Origin of the sequence: Micromonospora sp. A3M-1-15 (assembly GCF_024213425.1) — a bacterium.
Taxonomy (GTDB): domain Bacteria; phylum Actinomycetota; class Actinomycetes; order Mycobacteriales; family Micromonosporaceae; genus Micromonospora; species Micromonospora chersina.
On the sequence record NZ_JANAVK010000001.1, the window covers coordinates 413,988 to 429,927 of the forward strand.

At 76.2% G+C, this 15,940-nt stretch carries 14 protein-coding genes; 9 read left to right on the forward strand and 5 right to left on the reverse strand.

Translation table 11 applies throughout. From position 1 onward, the window contains the following. Positions 1-8: 8 nt before the first annotated feature. Both NLX85_RS01905 and NLX85_RS01910 read right to left on the reverse strand, forming a co-directional pair. Positions 9-2,096, reverse strand: coding sequence for a glycogen debranching N-terminal domain-containing protein (locus NLX85_RS01905; RefSeq protein ID WP_254331293.1), 2,088 nt, complete (start codon positions 2,094-2,096; stop codon positions 9-11). After that, positions 2,093-2,479: an SCP2 sterol-binding domain-containing protein gene (locus NLX85_RS01910; RefSeq protein WP_254331294.1), complete on the reverse strand. Its 387-nt coding sequence runs from the start codon at positions 2,477-2,479 to the stop codon at positions 2,093-2,095. Before NLX85_RS01910 ends, NLX85_RS01905 begins: the two co-directional genes overlap by 4 nt. Positions 2,480-2,627: 148 nt before the next feature. Between NLX85_RS01910 and NLX85_RS01915 the strand changes: the two genes are divergently transcribed. Then, entirely contained in the window at positions 2,628-3,608 is a 981-nt protein-coding gene (locus tag NLX85_RS01915) for a glycoside hydrolase family 88 protein (protein WP_254331295.1), read from the forward strand. On the opposite strand, the gene NLX85_RS01920 is transcribed toward NLX85_RS01915, so the two are convergent. Beyond that, positions 3,592-4,101 carry a DinB family protein gene (locus NLX85_RS01920; RefSeq protein WP_254331296.1) on the reverse strand — a complete coding sequence of 170 codons (510 nt, stop codon included), beginning with the start codon at positions 4,099-4,101 and terminating at the stop codon, positions 3,592-3,594. The genes NLX85_RS01915 and NLX85_RS01920 overlap by 17 nt on opposite strands. A gap of 83 nt (positions 4,102-4,184) precedes the next feature. Between NLX85_RS01920 and NLX85_RS01925 the strand changes: the two genes are divergently transcribed. Continuing rightward, positions 4,185-4,700 carry a 2'-5' RNA ligase family protein gene (locus NLX85_RS01925; RefSeq protein ID WP_254331297.1) on the forward strand — a complete coding sequence of 172 codons (516 nt, stop codon included), beginning with the start codon at positions 4,185-4,187 and terminating at the stop codon, positions 4,698-4,700. Between the two features lie 21 nt (positions 4,701-4,721). On the opposite strand, the gene NLX85_RS01930 is transcribed toward NLX85_RS01925, so the two are convergent. Further along, positions 4,722-5,180: a GNAT family N-acetyltransferase gene (locus tag NLX85_RS01930; RefSeq protein ID WP_254331298.1), complete on the reverse strand. Its 459-nt coding sequence runs from the start codon at positions 5,178-5,180 to the stop codon at positions 4,722-4,724. Positions 5,181-5,401: 221 nt separating this feature from the next. Between NLX85_RS01930 and NLX85_RS01935 the strand changes: the two genes are divergently transcribed. The 4 genes from NLX85_RS01935 to NLX85_RS01950 all read left to right on the forward strand — a co-directional run bounded on the left by NLX85_RS01935 (position 5,402) and on the right by NLX85_RS01950 (position 10,059). Then, complete coding sequence (locus NLX85_RS01935; protein ID WP_254331299.1) at positions 5,402-6,505, forward strand: hypothetical protein; 1,104 nt, start codon at positions 5,402-5,404, stop codon at positions 6,503-6,505. Between the two features lie 105 nt (positions 6,506-6,610). Further along, a complete protein-coding gene (locus NLX85_RS33345; RefSeq protein WP_254331300.1) occupies positions 6,611-7,438 on the forward strand; it encodes an MEDS domain-containing protein in 828 nt (275 codons plus the stop codon). Continuing rightward, a complete protein-coding gene (locus NLX85_RS01945; protein ID WP_254331301.1) occupies positions 7,435-8,397 on the forward strand; it encodes a sensor histidine kinase in 963 nt (320 codons plus the stop codon). The genes NLX85_RS33345 and NLX85_RS01945 overlap by 4 nt, the downstream gene beginning before the upstream one ends. A 111-nt stretch (positions 8,398-8,508) precedes the next feature. Further along, the gene (locus tag NLX85_RS01950) at positions 8,509-10,059 is read left to right on the forward strand and encodes a hypothetical protein (protein ID WP_254331302.1); all 1,551 of its coding nucleotides are present in this window, start codon (positions 8,509-8,511) and stop codon (positions 10,057-10,059) included. Positions 10,060-10,206: 147 nt separating this feature from the next. On the opposite strand, the gene NLX85_RS01955 is transcribed toward NLX85_RS01950, so the two are convergent. Next, complete coding sequence (locus tag NLX85_RS01955) at positions 10,207-13,479, reverse strand: BTAD domain-containing putative transcriptional regulator (protein ID WP_254331303.1); 3,273 nt, start codon at positions 13,477-13,479, stop codon at positions 10,207-10,209. 132 nt (positions 13,480-13,611) lie between these two features. Between NLX85_RS01955 and NLX85_RS01960 the strand changes: the two genes are divergently transcribed. The 3 genes from NLX85_RS01960 (at position 13,612) to pip (ending at position 15,935) form a co-directional block, all read left to right on the forward strand. After that, complete coding sequence (locus NLX85_RS01960; protein WP_254331304.1) at positions 13,612-14,481, forward strand: alpha/beta fold hydrolase; 870 nt, start codon at positions 13,612-13,614, stop codon at positions 14,479-14,481. Positions 14,482-14,560: 79 nt separating this feature from the next. Further along, positions 14,561-14,935, forward strand: coding sequence for a hypothetical protein (locus tag NLX85_RS01965; protein ID WP_254331305.1), 375 nt, complete (start codon positions 14,561-14,563; stop codon positions 14,933-14,935). Positions 14,936-14,978: 43 nt separating this feature from the next. Beyond that, on the forward strand, positions 14,979-15,935 hold the full coding sequence (gene pip / locus NLX85_RS01970) for a prolyl aminopeptidase (RefSeq protein WP_254331306.1): 957 nt from the start codon (positions 14,979-14,981) through the stop codon (positions 15,933-15,935). Positions 15,936-15,940: the final 5 nt, after the last annotated feature.

The following is a 15,940-nucleotide window of genomic DNA, read 5'->3' on the forward strand; positions in this document are numbered from 1 at the left end:
CGCGTCGGTCACCCGGTGGTGCGCCGCTCACCGCTCGCGCCGCCGACCCGGACCCGCCGGCCGGTGGTGCGGTCGCGGCCGTAGGAGTCGGCCCGCCCCCAGCGCCCCGGCACGTCCAGCAGCTCGATCCGGCCGTACCCGTCGGGGACGCACGGGTTCACCAGCAGGTTCTCCCCGCACGGGCGCAGCCCGAGCATGGTGGCCAGCAGCATCAGCAGGCCGCCGGAGGCCCACGATTGCGGCCGGCCGGCCGCCGGAAGCTGGACCGGGTACTTCGTGACGTCGCGCGGATAGCCGGCGATCACCTCCGGCACCGAACCGCCGAGCGTCTCCGCCACGGCGAAGATGCCGGCCACGACCTGGGCCGCCTCGGCGTCGTACCCGTAGCGGCGCAGGCCCGCCGCGACGAGCGCGTTGTCCGACGGCCAGACCGCGCCGAGGTGCGCGCCGACCGGGTTGTAGGGCCGCTGCCCGGTGGCGTACGTGCGCACCCCCCAGCCGGTGAAGAGTTCGGGGCCGGACAGGTGCGCGGCGACCGCGTCGGCCCGCTCCGGCTCGACGATGCCGCTCCACAGCAGGTGCCCGAGGTGCGAGGTGAGCGCGTCCACCGGCCGCCCGTCCGGGGTGAGGGCCAGCGCGTAGTAGCCCCGGTGCGGCAGCCAGAAGTCCCGGTCGAACCGCTCGCGCAGCCGCGCGGCCTCGGCCTCCAGCCGGTCGGCGTACCCGGGGTCGCCCCAGACCTCGCGGGCCAGCCGGGCGCCCCGGACCTTCGCGTCGTACGCGTACCCCTGCAACTCGCAGGTCGCCCGGGGGTACGGCGGCTCGACGGCGTGCCGGTCGACGATGGCCCCCGGCGAGTTGCGCCAGGTCTGGTTGGCCACCCCGTTGACGGTGTTGCGCGGCTGGTAGCGCAGGTACCCGTCGCCGGTGGAGTCGCCGTACTCGTCGAGCCAGTCCAACGCCATCCGGGCCGGGTGGCGCAACTCCCGGACGAGGTCGGTGTCGCCGGTCCAGAGCTCGTACTCGTCGAGCAGGACCACGAACAGCGGCGTGGTGTCGGCCGCACCGTAGTAGAACGCCGTGGGCTGCTCGCCGAAGGCGGCCTGCTCGCCGTACCGCAACTCGGCCAGGATCTTCCCGGGCTCCTCGTCGTGGTAGTCGTCGAGCCGGCCGCCTTGGAGCAGGGCGAGCAGCCGCAGGGTCGCCGGGGTCAGCTCCGGGGTGAACGGCAGCGTCGCCAGGCAGGTGACGAGGGCGTCCCGGCCGTACAACGCCATGGCCCAGGGCAGCCCACCCACCGGCACCCGGGCGTTGTACGACAGCGGCGTGTAGCGCAGCGACGCCAGGTCGGTCAGCGCCTGCCGGTACGCCGACATCAGGGGTTCCCGGTCGGCGATGAGCTGCGGCGCGTGGTCGAACCAGCGGGCGAGGTCCTCGCGCATGTCGTGGCGGACGTGCTGGCGGTGGGACTGCAGGCTGGCCCGCAGGTCACGTCCGCCGGCACCCTGGATGATCATGCCGACGTGCAGGTCGGTGTGCCACTCCCCGTCCGGGTCGACCCGGATCCGGAAGGTCATCCCCCGCCGGTCGACCTCGACGGGCGCGGTGCTGGAGACGAAGGTCTCCCGGGCGAACCGGCCCCGCCCGTAGCAGATCCGCAGCTGCCGGTGGACCGGGTCGGCGACGACCTCCGGCCGGCGCTCCGCGGGGCGGAGGATCTCCGCGGTGTCGGCGAAGTCGCTGCCGATCTCCATCCGCACGGTGAACTCGGCGGGCTCGGCCGAGTGGTTGAGCACGGTGATCCGCTCGTTGAAGCTCTCGTTGAGGGACCGGTGCCGGATCACCGAGAGGTCGGCGTCCACGTAGTGGCTGGCGGCGCCGGGGACCAGCACGAACCGGGTCTCGAAGTAGGCCAGCTCGTCCCGGGACAGGGCGTGCAGCCGCTCACCGTCGACGGTGAGCACCCAGCGGGACAGGAAGCGGGTGTCGAACGAGAACAGCCCGATGGGGGCGTACGGCGCGACCTCCATGTCGCCCTGCCCGTCGCTGAGCACGAAGGCGTTGCCGGCGCGGATGTTCACCAGCTCCTGCTTCATGGCGCCCCCACCCGGCTTCCGGCGCCAGCCACCTCGCGGGGATGCCGGGCGTCGGGCGGACCCGGGAAGATCCGGCGCAGCGACAGCAGCAGCCGCAGGTCGCCCTGCGCGGTGAGGTCGTTGCGCAGCAGGGCCGCGGCCGGGTGCAGCCGGCCGGCGGCGATCCGGTCGAACACCTCCCGGTCGGCGCGGACCACCAGGTCGGCCTCGTCGGCCAGGCAGCGGGCCACCCGTACCTCCTGGTGGTCGATGGTCAGATACCAGTGTTCGGTCCGCGCCCCGTCCCCCAGGTCCAGCCGCATCGTGCCGGCGGTGGTCTCCGGCAGGTCGGGGTGCCGGCCGGCGACCTCCCGGTCCAGGTACTCCGCGGCCGAGACGCTCATCGGTCCCTCCCCCTGTCCGTCGTCGCGGCTCACCTCCGGGCGGCTCCGCCCGCTCCCGCAGCTTCCCCGCCGGCCGGGTGAGTCGAACTCACCCCGTACGGGTGAGAGAGGGCTGGTGCGCGGGGCGGAAGTCGGGTAGTCCGGAGCGATGGGGATGATCGGGGACGCCACGACCGACCGGGTGCTCGCGGCGCTGCTGGCCATGCAGCGCCAGTCCTGGGAGCAGGGGGTGACGGGGCACGCCCTGCTCGACCTCGGGCTCGGTGAGCTGGCCGTGCTGGTCGCCGACGCGGCGGTGACCCGGCAGCATCCGGACGGGCGCCTCGGCGACGTGTCCGGCGAGGCCGGCGCGGTCAACGGCGCCGCCTGCGGCGAGGTGGTCCGGTACGCGGCCACGACCGACGGGGATCCCCGCTTCACCGCCGCGCTGGACGCGCAGCTCGACTGGCTGGTCACCCGGGCGCCCCGGGCCGCCGACGGCACCCTGTTCCACCTGCTCGACGGCCGCCAGGTGTGGGCGGACACGGTCTACATGGTGGTGCCGCTGCTCGCGCTGGCCGGCCGGACGGACCTGGCCGCCGTGCAGGTCGAGGGGCACCGCCGCCGGTTGTTCGACAGGCGCACCGGCCTCTACGCGGCCCGCTGGGACGAGGACCGGGGCGAGCTGGACCAGCCGCAGCCGTGGGGCACCGGCAACGGCTGGGTGGTCGCCGGGATCGCCCGGGCGCTACGGCTCGCGCCGGACTGGCCGGCCGGACTCCGCGCCGAGCTGGCCGCGCACGCCAGCACGGTGCTGGACGCCTGCCTCGCGTACCGGGCCGACGACGGGCTCTTCCCCGACGTGCTCGACGACCCGGGCTCGTTCCGCGAGGCGAACACCGCCCAGCTGCTCGGGTACGCGGCGCTCACCGGGGTGGCCGACGGCTGGCTGCCGGCGTCCTGGCTGGGCACCGGCGCGGAGCTGCTGGCCGCGGCGGGCCGGCGGGTCGACCGGCGCGGGCGGGTCACGGGGGTCAGCGGCGCGCCGGACTTCACCCGACCCGGCACCTCGCCTGAGGCGCAGGCGTTCCACCTGCTCGGGCAGGCCGCACTGGGCCGGGCCCGGGCGGCGGTCAGCCCCGCTGGATGAGCCCGCGCACGTACGCGGCCTGGCCGACGTGCTGGAGGTCGTCGTCGAGCACGCTCACCAGCCGTACGCCGAGGGTGACCGGCGGATCCCAGTTCTCGTCGACCACCCGGTCCAGGTCAGCTGGGCCCAGCCCGCGCAGGTACGCCAGGGTCCGGTCGACCACCGCCCGGTGGTAGTCGAGCAGCACCCCGCCGTCCTCCGGCCGCACGCGGGCGATCTGCTCGGGTCCGTGCCCGAAGCCGGTGTCGTTCGGGTCCGCGGTCAGCCCGCACCGCCCCGCCCAGTCGCCGGTGACCCAGAGCTGCTCCTCCCCCAGCACGTCGGCGACGTGGTGGTCCTGGAGCCGGGTCAGGTGCCACACCAGCCAGCCCACCGGGTTCGACCCGGGGGCCGGGGCCTGCCGCAGCTGTTCGGGGCCGAGCCCCTCGACCGCGCCGGCCACCAGGTCGGGCAGCCGGCCGTACGCCTCGGTCAGCAGGTCGTTCACGTCCACGGTCCACGCTCCTCCGCCGTCGGTGCCACCCGGGCAGTACCGCCCTGGCCGGGCGGCAAACCTCGCCCCCTTAGGGTGATCGCGTGGTCGCGGCGCTGGAGCTGTATCTCGACACCGACGCCACCCGGCGGATCCGGGTGCTCTGGGACGCGTTGGAGGCCGAGGGCGTGCAGAGCATGCGGTCGCTGCTGGAACAGCGGCACCGGCCGCACGTCTCGCTGGCGGTCGCGCCGCGGCTCGACCCGCACCAGGTCGCCGAGGCGCTCGCCGGGATGGTGGTGGCCGCCCCGCTGCGGCTGGAGTTCCAGCACGCCGGGCAGTTCGTCGGGCGGGTGCTCTGGCTCGGTCCGGCGCCCACGCCGGAGTTGCTGGCCCACCACGGCGCGGTGCACGAGCGGCTGGCCCGGGCCGGCATCGGCCTGGTGGAGCACTACCAGCCGGGCCGCTGGGTGCCGCACTGCACGCTCTCCATGCGGGTGCCGAACGCGCTGATGGCCGCGGCGGTGCGCCGCTGCCTCGAGGTGCTGCCGCTGACCGCCACCGTGGTCGGCGCGGCCGTCACCGACCACGCCCGGGGCATCTCCCACCCGCTCGGCTGACCGCCGCCCGGCCGCAGCCGGTCAGCGCGGTCCGAAATCCACCAGGAAGGTCGGGTATTCAGGCTGTGGGCAGGGGTCACCGCGGTGGCCGAGCCGCTCGTAGAAGGGCGCGGCGCGCTCCCGGTGGGCCTGCCATTCCAGGTGGCGGGCCCGTGCGGCCGCCCACTCCGACACCGCCGCGAGCAGCGCCCGGCCCACGCCCCGCCGGCGCCGGTCCGGGCGGACGTGCAGGTCGTGCAGGCGGACGGTGCGGTGCGCGTCGCCGGAGCGCAGGTGCGGGCCGTGGTCCTGGGCGGCGGCGTACCCGGTCAGCCCGTCGTCGTCCACCGCGCCGAGCAGCGCCCAGCGGGGGTCGGCGAGCAGCAGCAGGAAGCGCTCCCGGTGGATCTCGGCGGGCTCGTCGCCGACGCCCATGTCCCGCAGCATCGGCCACAGCCGCGGCCAGTCCGCCCCGGTCAGCTCCCGTACGGTGATCGACACGCCGTCCAGGATGCGTGCCGCACCGGGCGGGGGCCAGCGGTTTCCGGCCCCGGCGGCCGGCGGCTCCCCGCGTCCGGCGGACCGCGTTTTTCGCCATCTGCTGGCGGTGATGGCGCTGCCGCCGAACCGACGCAAGCTGGTAAAAGCGCAGGTCAAGGCCGTCCTGGCCACCCGAGGACGTGCGGCCGGAGCGCCACGAGCACGCCTTACGGAGGCATCCCATGGCCGCACCCGTCATCCGTTCCGTCACCGCCGAATCGACAGTCCTGCTGCCCGGGCAGTCCACCACCGTCCGGGTGGACGCCTACCATCCCGACTCGCGGCTGCTGACCCTCTCCGGCCGGGTCAGCGACCCCACCGGCGCCGCCTGGGACAGCCCGGTCCGGGTGGACCTGAGCGTGCCGCTGACCGTCCAGCTCGGCAGCGGCGCGCCCGGGGTGACCGTCACGCCGAACCCCACCGACCCGACCCGCTTCACGGTGACCGTGCTGGCCGGCCGGGGCACGGTCACGTTGACCGCGACGGCCCGGGACGGCGCCGGCCGGACCGGCACCGCCACCACGACCCTGGCCGTGCCGCTGCTGGTGGGGATGAGCGCCGAGAAGGGGGCGCGGACCCAGCGGGCGGTGGCCGAGTACCCGGGCATTCGTTACATGCGCGACTTCGGCACGGACGGCGGCGACGCGGACGCCCTGCCGGAGCTGCCGCCGCTGAACGCCGGCAAGTTCGTCGACGCCCCGTCGGCCGTCATGCACGTCTCGTGGAAGGACGACGTCGAGCAGTTGACCGGCTGGCTGGACGGGCTGAGCCGGCCGGTCTACCTGACCTGGTACCACGAGCCGATGGGCGATGTGACGCCGGCCACGTACCGGACCACCGCGACCCGGGTGGCGCAGATCGTCGCCGCCCACCGCAACCGGCGGTGGGTGCTCGGGCACGGCCCGATCGTCACCCGCTACTGGCTCGACGAGGGGCGCGGCAACCCGGCCGACTGGGGGTACCCGGGCATGACCCACTACGGCGTGGACTGCTACTCCCGGGACACCGCGACGTACTGGCCGGCGTCGCGGATGTTCGGGGTGGCGTTCGGCAAGGTGCACGCCGCGTACCCGGGGATCCGGCTGCTGGTGCCCGAGTACGGGCTGAGCCGCACCACGGCCGACACCACCGGCGCGGGCCGGGCCCAGGCGATCCGTGACCACGTGACCTGGCTGCGCCAGCAGAACGACGTGGACGCGGTCGCCTACTGGAACAACTGGGCCGAGTTCGAGCTGGGCGACCCGCCGCTGGAGTCGACCGCCTGGCGGAACCTGCAGCTCGCCTGACGCGCCCGACCCGGCCCGGCGCCACCCCTCCGGGCCGGGGTGGGGTGGCCGCCGGAGAGCCCTCCGCGCCGGGTGTGCCTAGACTGGCCGGGTGGGGCAGACCGAGTGACCAGCGACAGCGCGTCGTCGACCGCGTACGGTCACGCCTGCCTCGTCTACGACGACCCGGTGGCGCTGGACGCCCGGGCGGTCGCCCACCTGGCCGCGGGCCTGGCGGCCGGTGAGCAGGTATGGCTGGTCGCCCCCGGCGACACCGACTCCCTGGCCCGCCGGCTGGAGCGCCTCCCCGGCCGCGACGACGCGCTGCGCCGGCGCGCGCTCCGGCTGCTCCCGGTGGAGCACGCCTACCGCCACGACGAGATCGTGGACCCGGAGAAGCAGGTCCGGGCGTACGAGACGGCCACGACGGAGGCGCTGGCCGCCGGCTACACCGGCTTCCGGGTGTTCGCCGAGGCCACCACGCTGGTCCGCAGCCCTGCCCAGCGGGACGCCTTCACCCGGTACGAGCACCTCATCGACCGCTGGATGCGGCACCACCCCATGTCGGCTGTCTGCGCCTACGACCGCCGGGAGTTGAGCGAGGCGGCGATCGCCGAGCTGGCCTGCATGCACCCCGAGACCAACACCGATGTGCTGTTCCGGCTGCACGCCGGGGACGGCGAGGCGGTCGTCGAGCTCGCCGGGGAACTCGACCCGTCCACCCACCGGCTCTTCGCCGCCGCGCTGGACCGGGCCGACCCGCGACCGGTGGACGGCCGACTCGTGCTCGACGCGACCGGGCTGCGTTTCGTCGACCACCGCAGCCTGCTGCACCTGGGCGACCACGCCCGCCGGCACGACGCCACAGTCGTGCTGCGCACCTCGCGCTCCGCCGCGGCCCGGCTCGTCGAGCTGTTGGACCTCGACGAGGTGCGGGTGGAGGTGGTCCGATGAGGACGGGAGCCGCCGCCGGTCACGTGGGCTACTACCACGAGGCGATCCTCTACGACTCCGACGAGCACCTGCTGTCCGTCGTGCTGCCGTTCCTGCTCGGCGGCGTCGAGGCCGGCGAGCCTACCGTGGTGGGTCTCGGCGGGCGCAACGCGGAGCTGGTCCGCCGCGCCCTGCCCGCCGACACCAAGGTCACCTTCCTGCCCGGCGGCGACGTCTACGCCCGCCCCACGGCCGCGATCCGCTCCTACCGCAAGCTGCTCGCCTCGTACGTGGCCGACGGCGCCCGGCAGATCCGGATCGTCGGCGAGCTGCCGCGGCCCGTGCTCGGCGCCACCTGGGACTGGTGGGCCCGCTACGAGTCGGCCATCAACCACGCGTACGACGACTTCCCGCTCTGGAGCATGTGCGCGTACGACACCCGGACCACGTCGGCGCGGGTGCTGGCGGAGGTCACGCGGACCCATCCCCGGGTGGCGATGCCCGACGGCAGCCACGTGCCGACCGACGACTACACCGAGCCGCCGACCTATCTAACCGAGCAGCGGCTGATGCTGCCCGACCCGGTGCAGCGGACGGCTCCGACGGTCGAGCTGACCGACCCGACCCCCGCCGAGGCCCGGGACGCGGTACGCGCCGCCCACCTGGGCCAGCTTCCCGCCGACGGTGTCGACGACCTGGTCGTGTCGGTCAGCGAGGTGGTGAGCAACGCGCTGCGGCACGGGGTGCCGCCGGTGCGGGTGCGACTGTGGAGCGCCACGGACCGGATGGTGGCGACCGTGTGCGACGGCGGCCCCGGCCCCACCGACCCGTACGCCGGACTACTGCCCGCGGGCAACGGCGCAGCCGGTGGCCTGGGCCTGTGGATCAGCCACCAGTCCTGCGACCACGTGGCGCTGCACCGGGACGCCGACGGCTTCACCATCCGGCTGACCGCGGGTAACCCGCACTTCCCGGTCTGAGGCGGGGCGGGGCGGAAGCCGCGGGCCGACGGCGGTACCGTTGCGCCTCATCATGCCCTGCGGGGCGGTCATCCGCCGGCCTGGCGCTGGCGAACCGACGGAGGATGGCGCATGTCCAACGGCGAGGAACCGTTCGCACCCCACGACGACGTGTCCGCGCGACCGAGGTTCGACCCGGCGCTGCGGGGCTACGACAAACGCCAGGTGGACCGGTACGTCGAGCAGATGGACGGCGAGCTGACCGCCGTGACGGCCGACCGGGACCGGGCGTACGCGCAGGTCCGGGAGCTGACCGCGCAGGCGCAGCGGGCGCAGACCGAGGCCGCCGAGCTGCGCCAGCGCCCGACGCAGGTGGACCGGGCGTCCTTCCGCGACCTCGGCCCGATGGTCGACCAGATCCTCGACCTGGCCGAGAAGCAGGCCGGGCAGATCACCGAGGCGGCCACCAGGCGCGCCGCCGACCTGCAGGCGCAGGCGGAGAAGGTGCTGGCCACCGCGCGCGAGGAGGCGGAGCGGGAGCGGCGCGAGCTGGCCGAGGAGTTGTCCACCCGGCGCGCCGAGCAGGAGAGGGCGGACGAGGAGCGGCGGACCGCCGCGCAGGCGGAGCTGACCGCGATCCGGGAGCTGACGGAGAAGCTGCGCACCGAGGGGCAGGCCGCCCACGACCGGGCCCAGCAGGAGGCGAAGCGGATCGCCGAGCAGAGCACCCAGCAGGTCGAGCAGGCGCGCTCCGCGTCGGAGGCGCTGGTGAAGGCGGCGCGCACCCAGATCCAGCAGGAGGTGCAGGCCAACCGGAGCAAGGCCCAGCAGGAGCTGGCTCAGTGGCAGGCCACCATGGCCCGTGAGCTGGACGAGCGGCGGGCGGCCGCCGAGCAGGAACTGGCCGACCGGGCCAGCGCCGCCGAACGGGACATCGCGGCCCTGGTCGCCGAGGCCCAGCAGTACGCCACCGAGGTCCGCGAGCGCGCCGACGAGGAGACGGCGGCGCACCAGGAGCAGCTCGCCACGGTGCAGCAGGAGCTCCAGCAGCGGCAGGAGGCCCTCGCCCAGCTCCAGGCCGAGCTGGAGACGGTCGACGAGCAACTGGAGCACACCCGCCGGGAGATCGGCACGATCGAGCAGCAGGGCGCCGCGCTGGAGGAGCAACTCGTCGAGGTACGCCGGGACCTGGCCGCCGAGACCAAGCGGCTGGACGAGGCGCGCCGGGCGGCGGACCTGGCCGAGCAGCACGCCAAGGACACCCGGGCCCGGGTGCAGCGGGAGGCCAAGCGGGTCGCCGACCTGGCCGCCGCGGCGGTCATGGCGGCCGCTGCGGGCGGCGTGGAGACGGCCGAGTACCCGCAGGTGGCGCCGCGTCCGGTCGCCCCGCCCGCGGAGGCCGTCCCGGTGGTGGTGCCCGCACCGGCCGCAGTGCCCGCCCCCGTGGTGGTGCCCGCCCCGGCCGCGCTGGTCGACCCGGCCGGGCTGGCGACCGACCCGGGGCCCGCCGAGCCGGCCGACGGGGCGCGGCCCCGCGCCGAGCCGTTCCTGGAGCGGGCCTCCCTGGAGCGGCCGAGCTTCGACGCGTTCGCGGTGCGCACCCCGGCGCCGCGCCCCGCCCCCGAGACCGAGGCCACCGGGGAGCCCGCGGCCGGTCCGGACGGTGTCCCCGCCAACGCCTGACCGTCGGAGCGCGTGCCGCCGGCGCCCTGGGCTGCCGCACCCCGTCAGCCCGGCGGGCCGGCGGCACCCTCGGCAGCCACCTCCGCGGTCGCCGCGGGCTCGGTGCGGGGCCAGGGAGCGCCGGATCCGCGCCGGTGAGTGATGCGGTCAGGCGAGGGCGGCGGCCAGGTCGGCGAGGTAGCCGGCCACCGGGCCCGCCGTGAGCACGCCGCTGCCCGCCCCGGCCAGCTCGTCGGCGGCGGGGCGCAACGCGGCGTGCAGCCGCGCCATGGTGGGCCGGTCGTCGAGGGCGAGGGCGGCGCAGGCGGCGACGCAGAGCCGGGCCTCGCGCAGCAGGTCGTGCGGCGACTCCGGCAGGGAGCGCAGCGACGCGGCCGCCTCGTCCCGGCGTCCCGCGGCGAGCAGCGCCAGCGGCCGGACCCACGGCGCGTACGGGCCCGTGGCGGTGGCGTCGACCAGCGCCGGAGCGGGGTCGTCGCCGGTGGACAGTCGCAGGCAGAGCAGGGCGAACGGCAGCAGCCCGCCCGCCATGCCGGGCATCTGCCCGGCGTCGAGCCGGACGGCCGCCGCGCGGTACGCCGCCTCGGCCTCGGCGCGGTGGCCCGTGACGGCGAGCCGGAGTGCGGCGTACCAGGCGGTGAAGACGCCGACCAGCGGCAGTTCGTAGCGGGTGGCGAGCCGGTCGGCGGCGTCCGCGTGGGCGTCGGCGGCGGCCAGGTCGGCGCGGGCGCAGTGCGCCTGGAGCGCGATGAGGTGCCCGAGCACCTCGAAGGTGACCAGCCCGTGCCGGGCGGCCAGGTCGACCAGTTCGGCGCCGACGCGGGCGCGTTCCGGGGCCCGTCCGGCCCGGTCGAAGGAGTGCATGAAGCGGGCGTTGAGCGCGAAGGCCAGCAGCGCCGGGTCACCGAGCCGGCGGGCGATCCCCTCCGCCTCGGCGGCCGCCCGCCGGCCCCGGTCGCCGGTCTCGCCGCGCAATTCCAGGGCGAGGGTGCAGAGCAGCCGGCCGCGCCGGGCCGCCTGGTCGGCGGGGAGCGCGGCGAGGGCGGCCTCGGCGGCGACGACGATGCGCCGGGACAGCTCCTCGTCGTCGTTGCGGGTCCAGACGGCCGGCACGTCGAACGCGGCCAGCACGTCCGCGGTGAGCCCGGGGTCGGCGAGCCGTTCGACGGTGGCGACCGCCTCGGCGCGCAGGCCACGGGTCCGGTCGAGGTGGCCGGTGACGGCGAGGCCGCGACCCCAGCCGATGAGCGCCGCCAGCCTTCCGCGTACGTCCGTCCCGCCGGCCCGGTCGTGGGCGGCGACGGCCTGCTGCCAGAGCCGGGCCGCCTCGTGCGGGTGGCTGCGGCGCTCGGCCCGCTCGGCGGCGGCAGCGGCGTACCGGGCGGCGCGGGTCGCGGCGTCCGGACCGGGGGCCTGTCCGAAGTGGTGGGCGAGGGCGGTGACGTCGTCCGGCCGGAGCCGTTCGAGCGCCGCCCCGACGGCGGCGTGCCAGCGGGCCCGTCGCGGGGCGGACAGGTCGGTGTAGAGGGTGTCGCGGACCAGGATGTGGCCGAACCGGGTGCCGTCGGGGGTGAGGAAACCGGCCTGTGCGGCCCGGTCCACGGCGTCCAGCATGGCCTCCTCGCCGGCCAGCGCGGCCAGCACGTCCGCGTCGAGGTCACGGCCGAGCACCGCGGCCTGCCGCAGCACCGTCCGGGTCGACCCGGGCAGCAGCGCCAGGCGGTGCCGGATGATGTCCCGCACGCCGGCCGGCACGGTGTCGAGCGCGGCGGCCCCCTCGGCGGCGAGCAGCCGGGCGAGTTCCCGGGCGAAGAACGGGTTGCCGCCGCTGCGCCGGTGCAGCACCCGCACGGTGTCCCCGTCGGCCGGCCCGGCGACCGCCCGGACCAGGTCGGCGGTCTCCGCCTCGGCGAGCCCGCCCAGGTAGACCCGGACCGGTTCGGTGCGGGCGAGGCGGGCCAGGGCCCCGGTCAGCGCCGGCGTGATCCCGGTGGCCCGGTACGTGCCGACCGCGAGCACCGGCCCGGTCACCGCCTCCGGCCCGGTGAACAGCGCGGTCAGCAGGTCGAGGGTGTCCTCGTCGGCCCGGTGCAGGTCGTCGAGGACGAGCAGCACCGGGCCGCGCCGGGCGGCCGCGCGGAACCGGGTGCCCGCGATCCGGTGCAGCCGGTACCGGGCCACCGCCGGCTCCTCCGCTTCCGGAGGCTCCGCCGCTACCTCCGGTTCCGCCGGCTCCGCCGGGGCGGGCAGGGCGGCGGCGAGCTGCGTCCACGGCCAGGCGGCCGGGGCGCCCTCGTACTCGGGGACCCGCCCGACGGCGCAGGTCCAGCCGACGGCGGCGAGCCGGTCGGCCAGCGCCTCGACGAACGCGGTCTTCCCCGCGCCGGCATCGCCGGAGACCAGCGCGAGGGCGGGCCGGCCGCGCCGGGCCACCTCCGCGGCGAGCCCCGTCAGGCTCGCCAGTTCGGCCACACGCCCCACGAAGGGCCGCCGCTCCTCCGCCGCTCCCCCGGCGGTCACCGACAGCCGGGCGGGCGCCGGGACGGGGGCGGACGGCGGAGCCGGGGCGGGCGCCGGGACCGGGGCGGGCGGCGAAACCGGAGCGGGCGCCGGGACCGGGGCGGGCGGCGTCGGGTCGAGGTACGGGGCCTGGGCGAGGATGTCGGCCTCCAGCCGGCGCAGCCGGGGGCCGGGGTCCACCCCCAGCTCCCGCACCAGCACCGCCCGGGCGTCCCGCAGCGCGGCGAGCGCGTCGCCCTGCCGGCCGGCCCGGTAGAGGGAGACCGCGAGCAGCCGCCAGGTCTCCTCCCGCAGCGGGTGGGCGGCGGCCTGGGCGCGCAGGTCGCTCGCGGCCTCGGCGGCCCGGCCCAGGGCCAGCAGCGCCTCGGCGCGCCGCGCGACGGCGAGCATCCGCAGCTCGCCCAGCCGGTCGATCTCCGCCCGCGCCCAGGGCTCGCCCGCGAACTCCGCGTAGGCGGGGCCGCGCCAGAGGGCGAGCGCGTCGTCCAGGGCGGCCAGCGCCGGGCCGGCGCGCCCGGCCGCGAGCAGCTCCCCCGCCGCCGCGACGGCCGCGTCGAACCGGCCCGCGTCGACCGCCTCGGGGGCGGCCGCGAGCGCGTACCCGGGTGGGGCCGTGACCAGCAGCCGGGCCGGCTGCCGTGGCGGCCGGTCGGGCTCCAGGGCCCGGCGGAGGTCGGCCACGAAGGTCCGGACCGCGCCGACCGCCCCCTCGGGCGGCTCCGCCCACAGGTCGTCGACGAGCCGGTCGACCGGCACCACCCGGCCCCGGGCGACCAGCAGGCGGGCCAGCACCGCGCGCTGCCGGGCGCCCTTCAGCGCCACCGGGCCGCGATCGCCGGCCGCCACCAGCGGCCCGAGCACCCCGAAGGTCGTTCCGGGTACGCGCGGCGGGCTGGTCACCCCGCCCACTCTAGGCAGCCCGGTGCGCCCGCACCGGCGGCCCGGCCAGGGCACTCATCGGATGCTGACCGGCCACTGACCGGCCCCGGGCAGGCTCGACGGGTACCCGATCGCACCCGGAGAGGACCTCTCATGATCAACGGATTCGCGCAGCGCCGTGTCACCGTCGCCGACGGCGTCGCCCTGCACGCCGCGGTGGGCGGCAGCGGCAGCCCGGTCGTGCTGCTGCACGGCTTCCCGCAGACCCACCTGATGTGGCGGCACGTCGCCGCCGACCTCGCCGCCGACCACACGGTCATCTGCCCCGACCTGCGCGGCTACGGGGACAGCGACAAGCCCGCCGACACCGACGGCACCGCGTACGCCAAGCGGACCATGGCCGCCGACGTGGTGGCTCTGGCCCGGGCGCTCGGGCACGAGCGGTTCGCCCTGGCGGGGCACGACCGGGGCGCCCTGGTGGCCATCCGGGCCGGCCTGGACCACCCGGAGACGGTCACCCACCTGGCCGCGCTGGACGTGCTGCCCACCCTCGACACCTGGGAGGTGATGCACGGCGTCACGGCCGCCGTCGGCTTCCACCTCTACCTGATGGCCCAGCCGCCGGGCCTGCCCGAGCGGCTGATCGGCGCCGCCCCGGACGAGTTCTTCGGGCACTTCCTCGACCTGTGGGCCGGCGACCCGGAGGCGATCCCCGCCGACGTGCGTGCCGCGTACCTGCGGGCCTGCCGGGCGGCGGTGCCCTCGATCGTGGCGGACTACCGGGCGTCGGCGGGCGTCGACCTCGCGCACGACGAGGCGGACCGGGCCGCGGGCCGGGTGCTGCGGATGCCGGTCACCGTGCTCCAGCAGGACTGGGGCGCCGCGCTCGGTTTCGACGCGGCGGCGCGCTGGCGGGCCTGGGCGCCGGACCTGCGGCACGTGCCGGTGTCGTACGGCCACTTCATGGCCGAGGAGGCGCCGGCCGAGGTGGTGAAGGAGCTGCGTGCGCTGCTGGCCCGATGATGCTCTTGCCCCGGACTGTGAAAGGTGCAAATATTCGGATCACTTTACGTGTTGGCTCATGTTCGGGGGGTTGATCGACATGCGGAAGGCTTCCTCGATCGCTGCGGCGGTCACACTGACGATCGGCTGCACCGGTGTCGCGGTGGTGAGCGTGGCGGGCCCGGCCAGCGCCACGTGCAGCCACGCGCACTCCAACATCGACACCAAGTTCGGCACGCTCTTCAACGCCAGCAACGTCAACATCCGCACGGGCCCGCACACCAGCTGCGGCTCGCTCGGCTACGGCCAGCTCAGCCACAGCGTCGACTTCCACTGCTACGCCAGCGGTGACCGGGTCAGCGCGAACGGGCACACCACCTACACCTGGACCTACCTGAAGGACACCACCACCGGGGTGTCCGGCTGGGTCGCCGACGCCCTCCTGGACAACCTCGGCAGCGGCGTCGCCTGCTGACCGCCCCCGCACGGCCCGCCCCGAGCGGGCAGGATGGTCCGGCATGACCGAGCCACGCCTGTACCCGCCCGTCGAGCCGTACGCCACCCACCGGATCGCCGTCGGCGACGGCCACCAACTCCACGTGGAGGAGGTGGGCGCGCCGGACGGCGTACCCGCGGTCTTCCTGCACGGCGGCCCCGGCGGCGGCCTGGTGCCGGCGGCGCGCCGGTTCTTCGACCCGCGACGCTACCGCGCCGTGCTGTTCGACCAGCGCGGCGCGGGGCGCAGCACACCGTTCGGTGAGCTGCGCGCCAACACCACCGGGCACCTCGTGGCCGACCTGGAGACGATCCGGGAGCGGCTCGGGATCGACTCCTGGCTGGTGTTCGGCGGGTCGTGGGGGGTCACCCTCGGCCTGGCGTACGCCCAGGCCCACCCGGACCGGGTCACCGGCCTGATCCTGCGCGGGGTGCTGCTGCTGCGGCGCAGCGAGCGGGACTGGTTCTACCAGGGCGGCCTGCGCCACCTCCAGCCGGACGAGTGGGACCGCTTCGTGGCGCCGATCCCCGCCGCCGAGCGGGACGACGTGCTGGCGGCGTACCACCGGCGGCTGCACGGGCCCGACGAGGCGCAGGCGCGGGCCTGCGCGGTCGCCTGGGGCCGCTGGGAGGCGGTCAACTCCTCGCTGCGCCCCGACCCCGGGGTGCTCGCCCACTTCACCGCCGAGGAGCAGGCGCTGCCGATCGCCCGGATCCTGTCCCACTACGCCGTGCACGGCGGCTTCCTCACCGAGTCGCAACTGCTCGACGGCGTGGACCGGATCCGCCACCTGCCCGCCGTGATCATCAACGGCCGCTACGACCTGTGCTGCCCGCCGGTGTCGGCGTACGACCTGGCCCGGCGCTGGCCCGAGGCCGAGCTGCGGATCGTGCCCGACGCCGGCCACTCGGCCGCCGAGCCGGGCATCGCCCGCGAACTGCTCCGGGCCACCGACCGCTTCGCCGACCTGCTCGCCTGATCCGG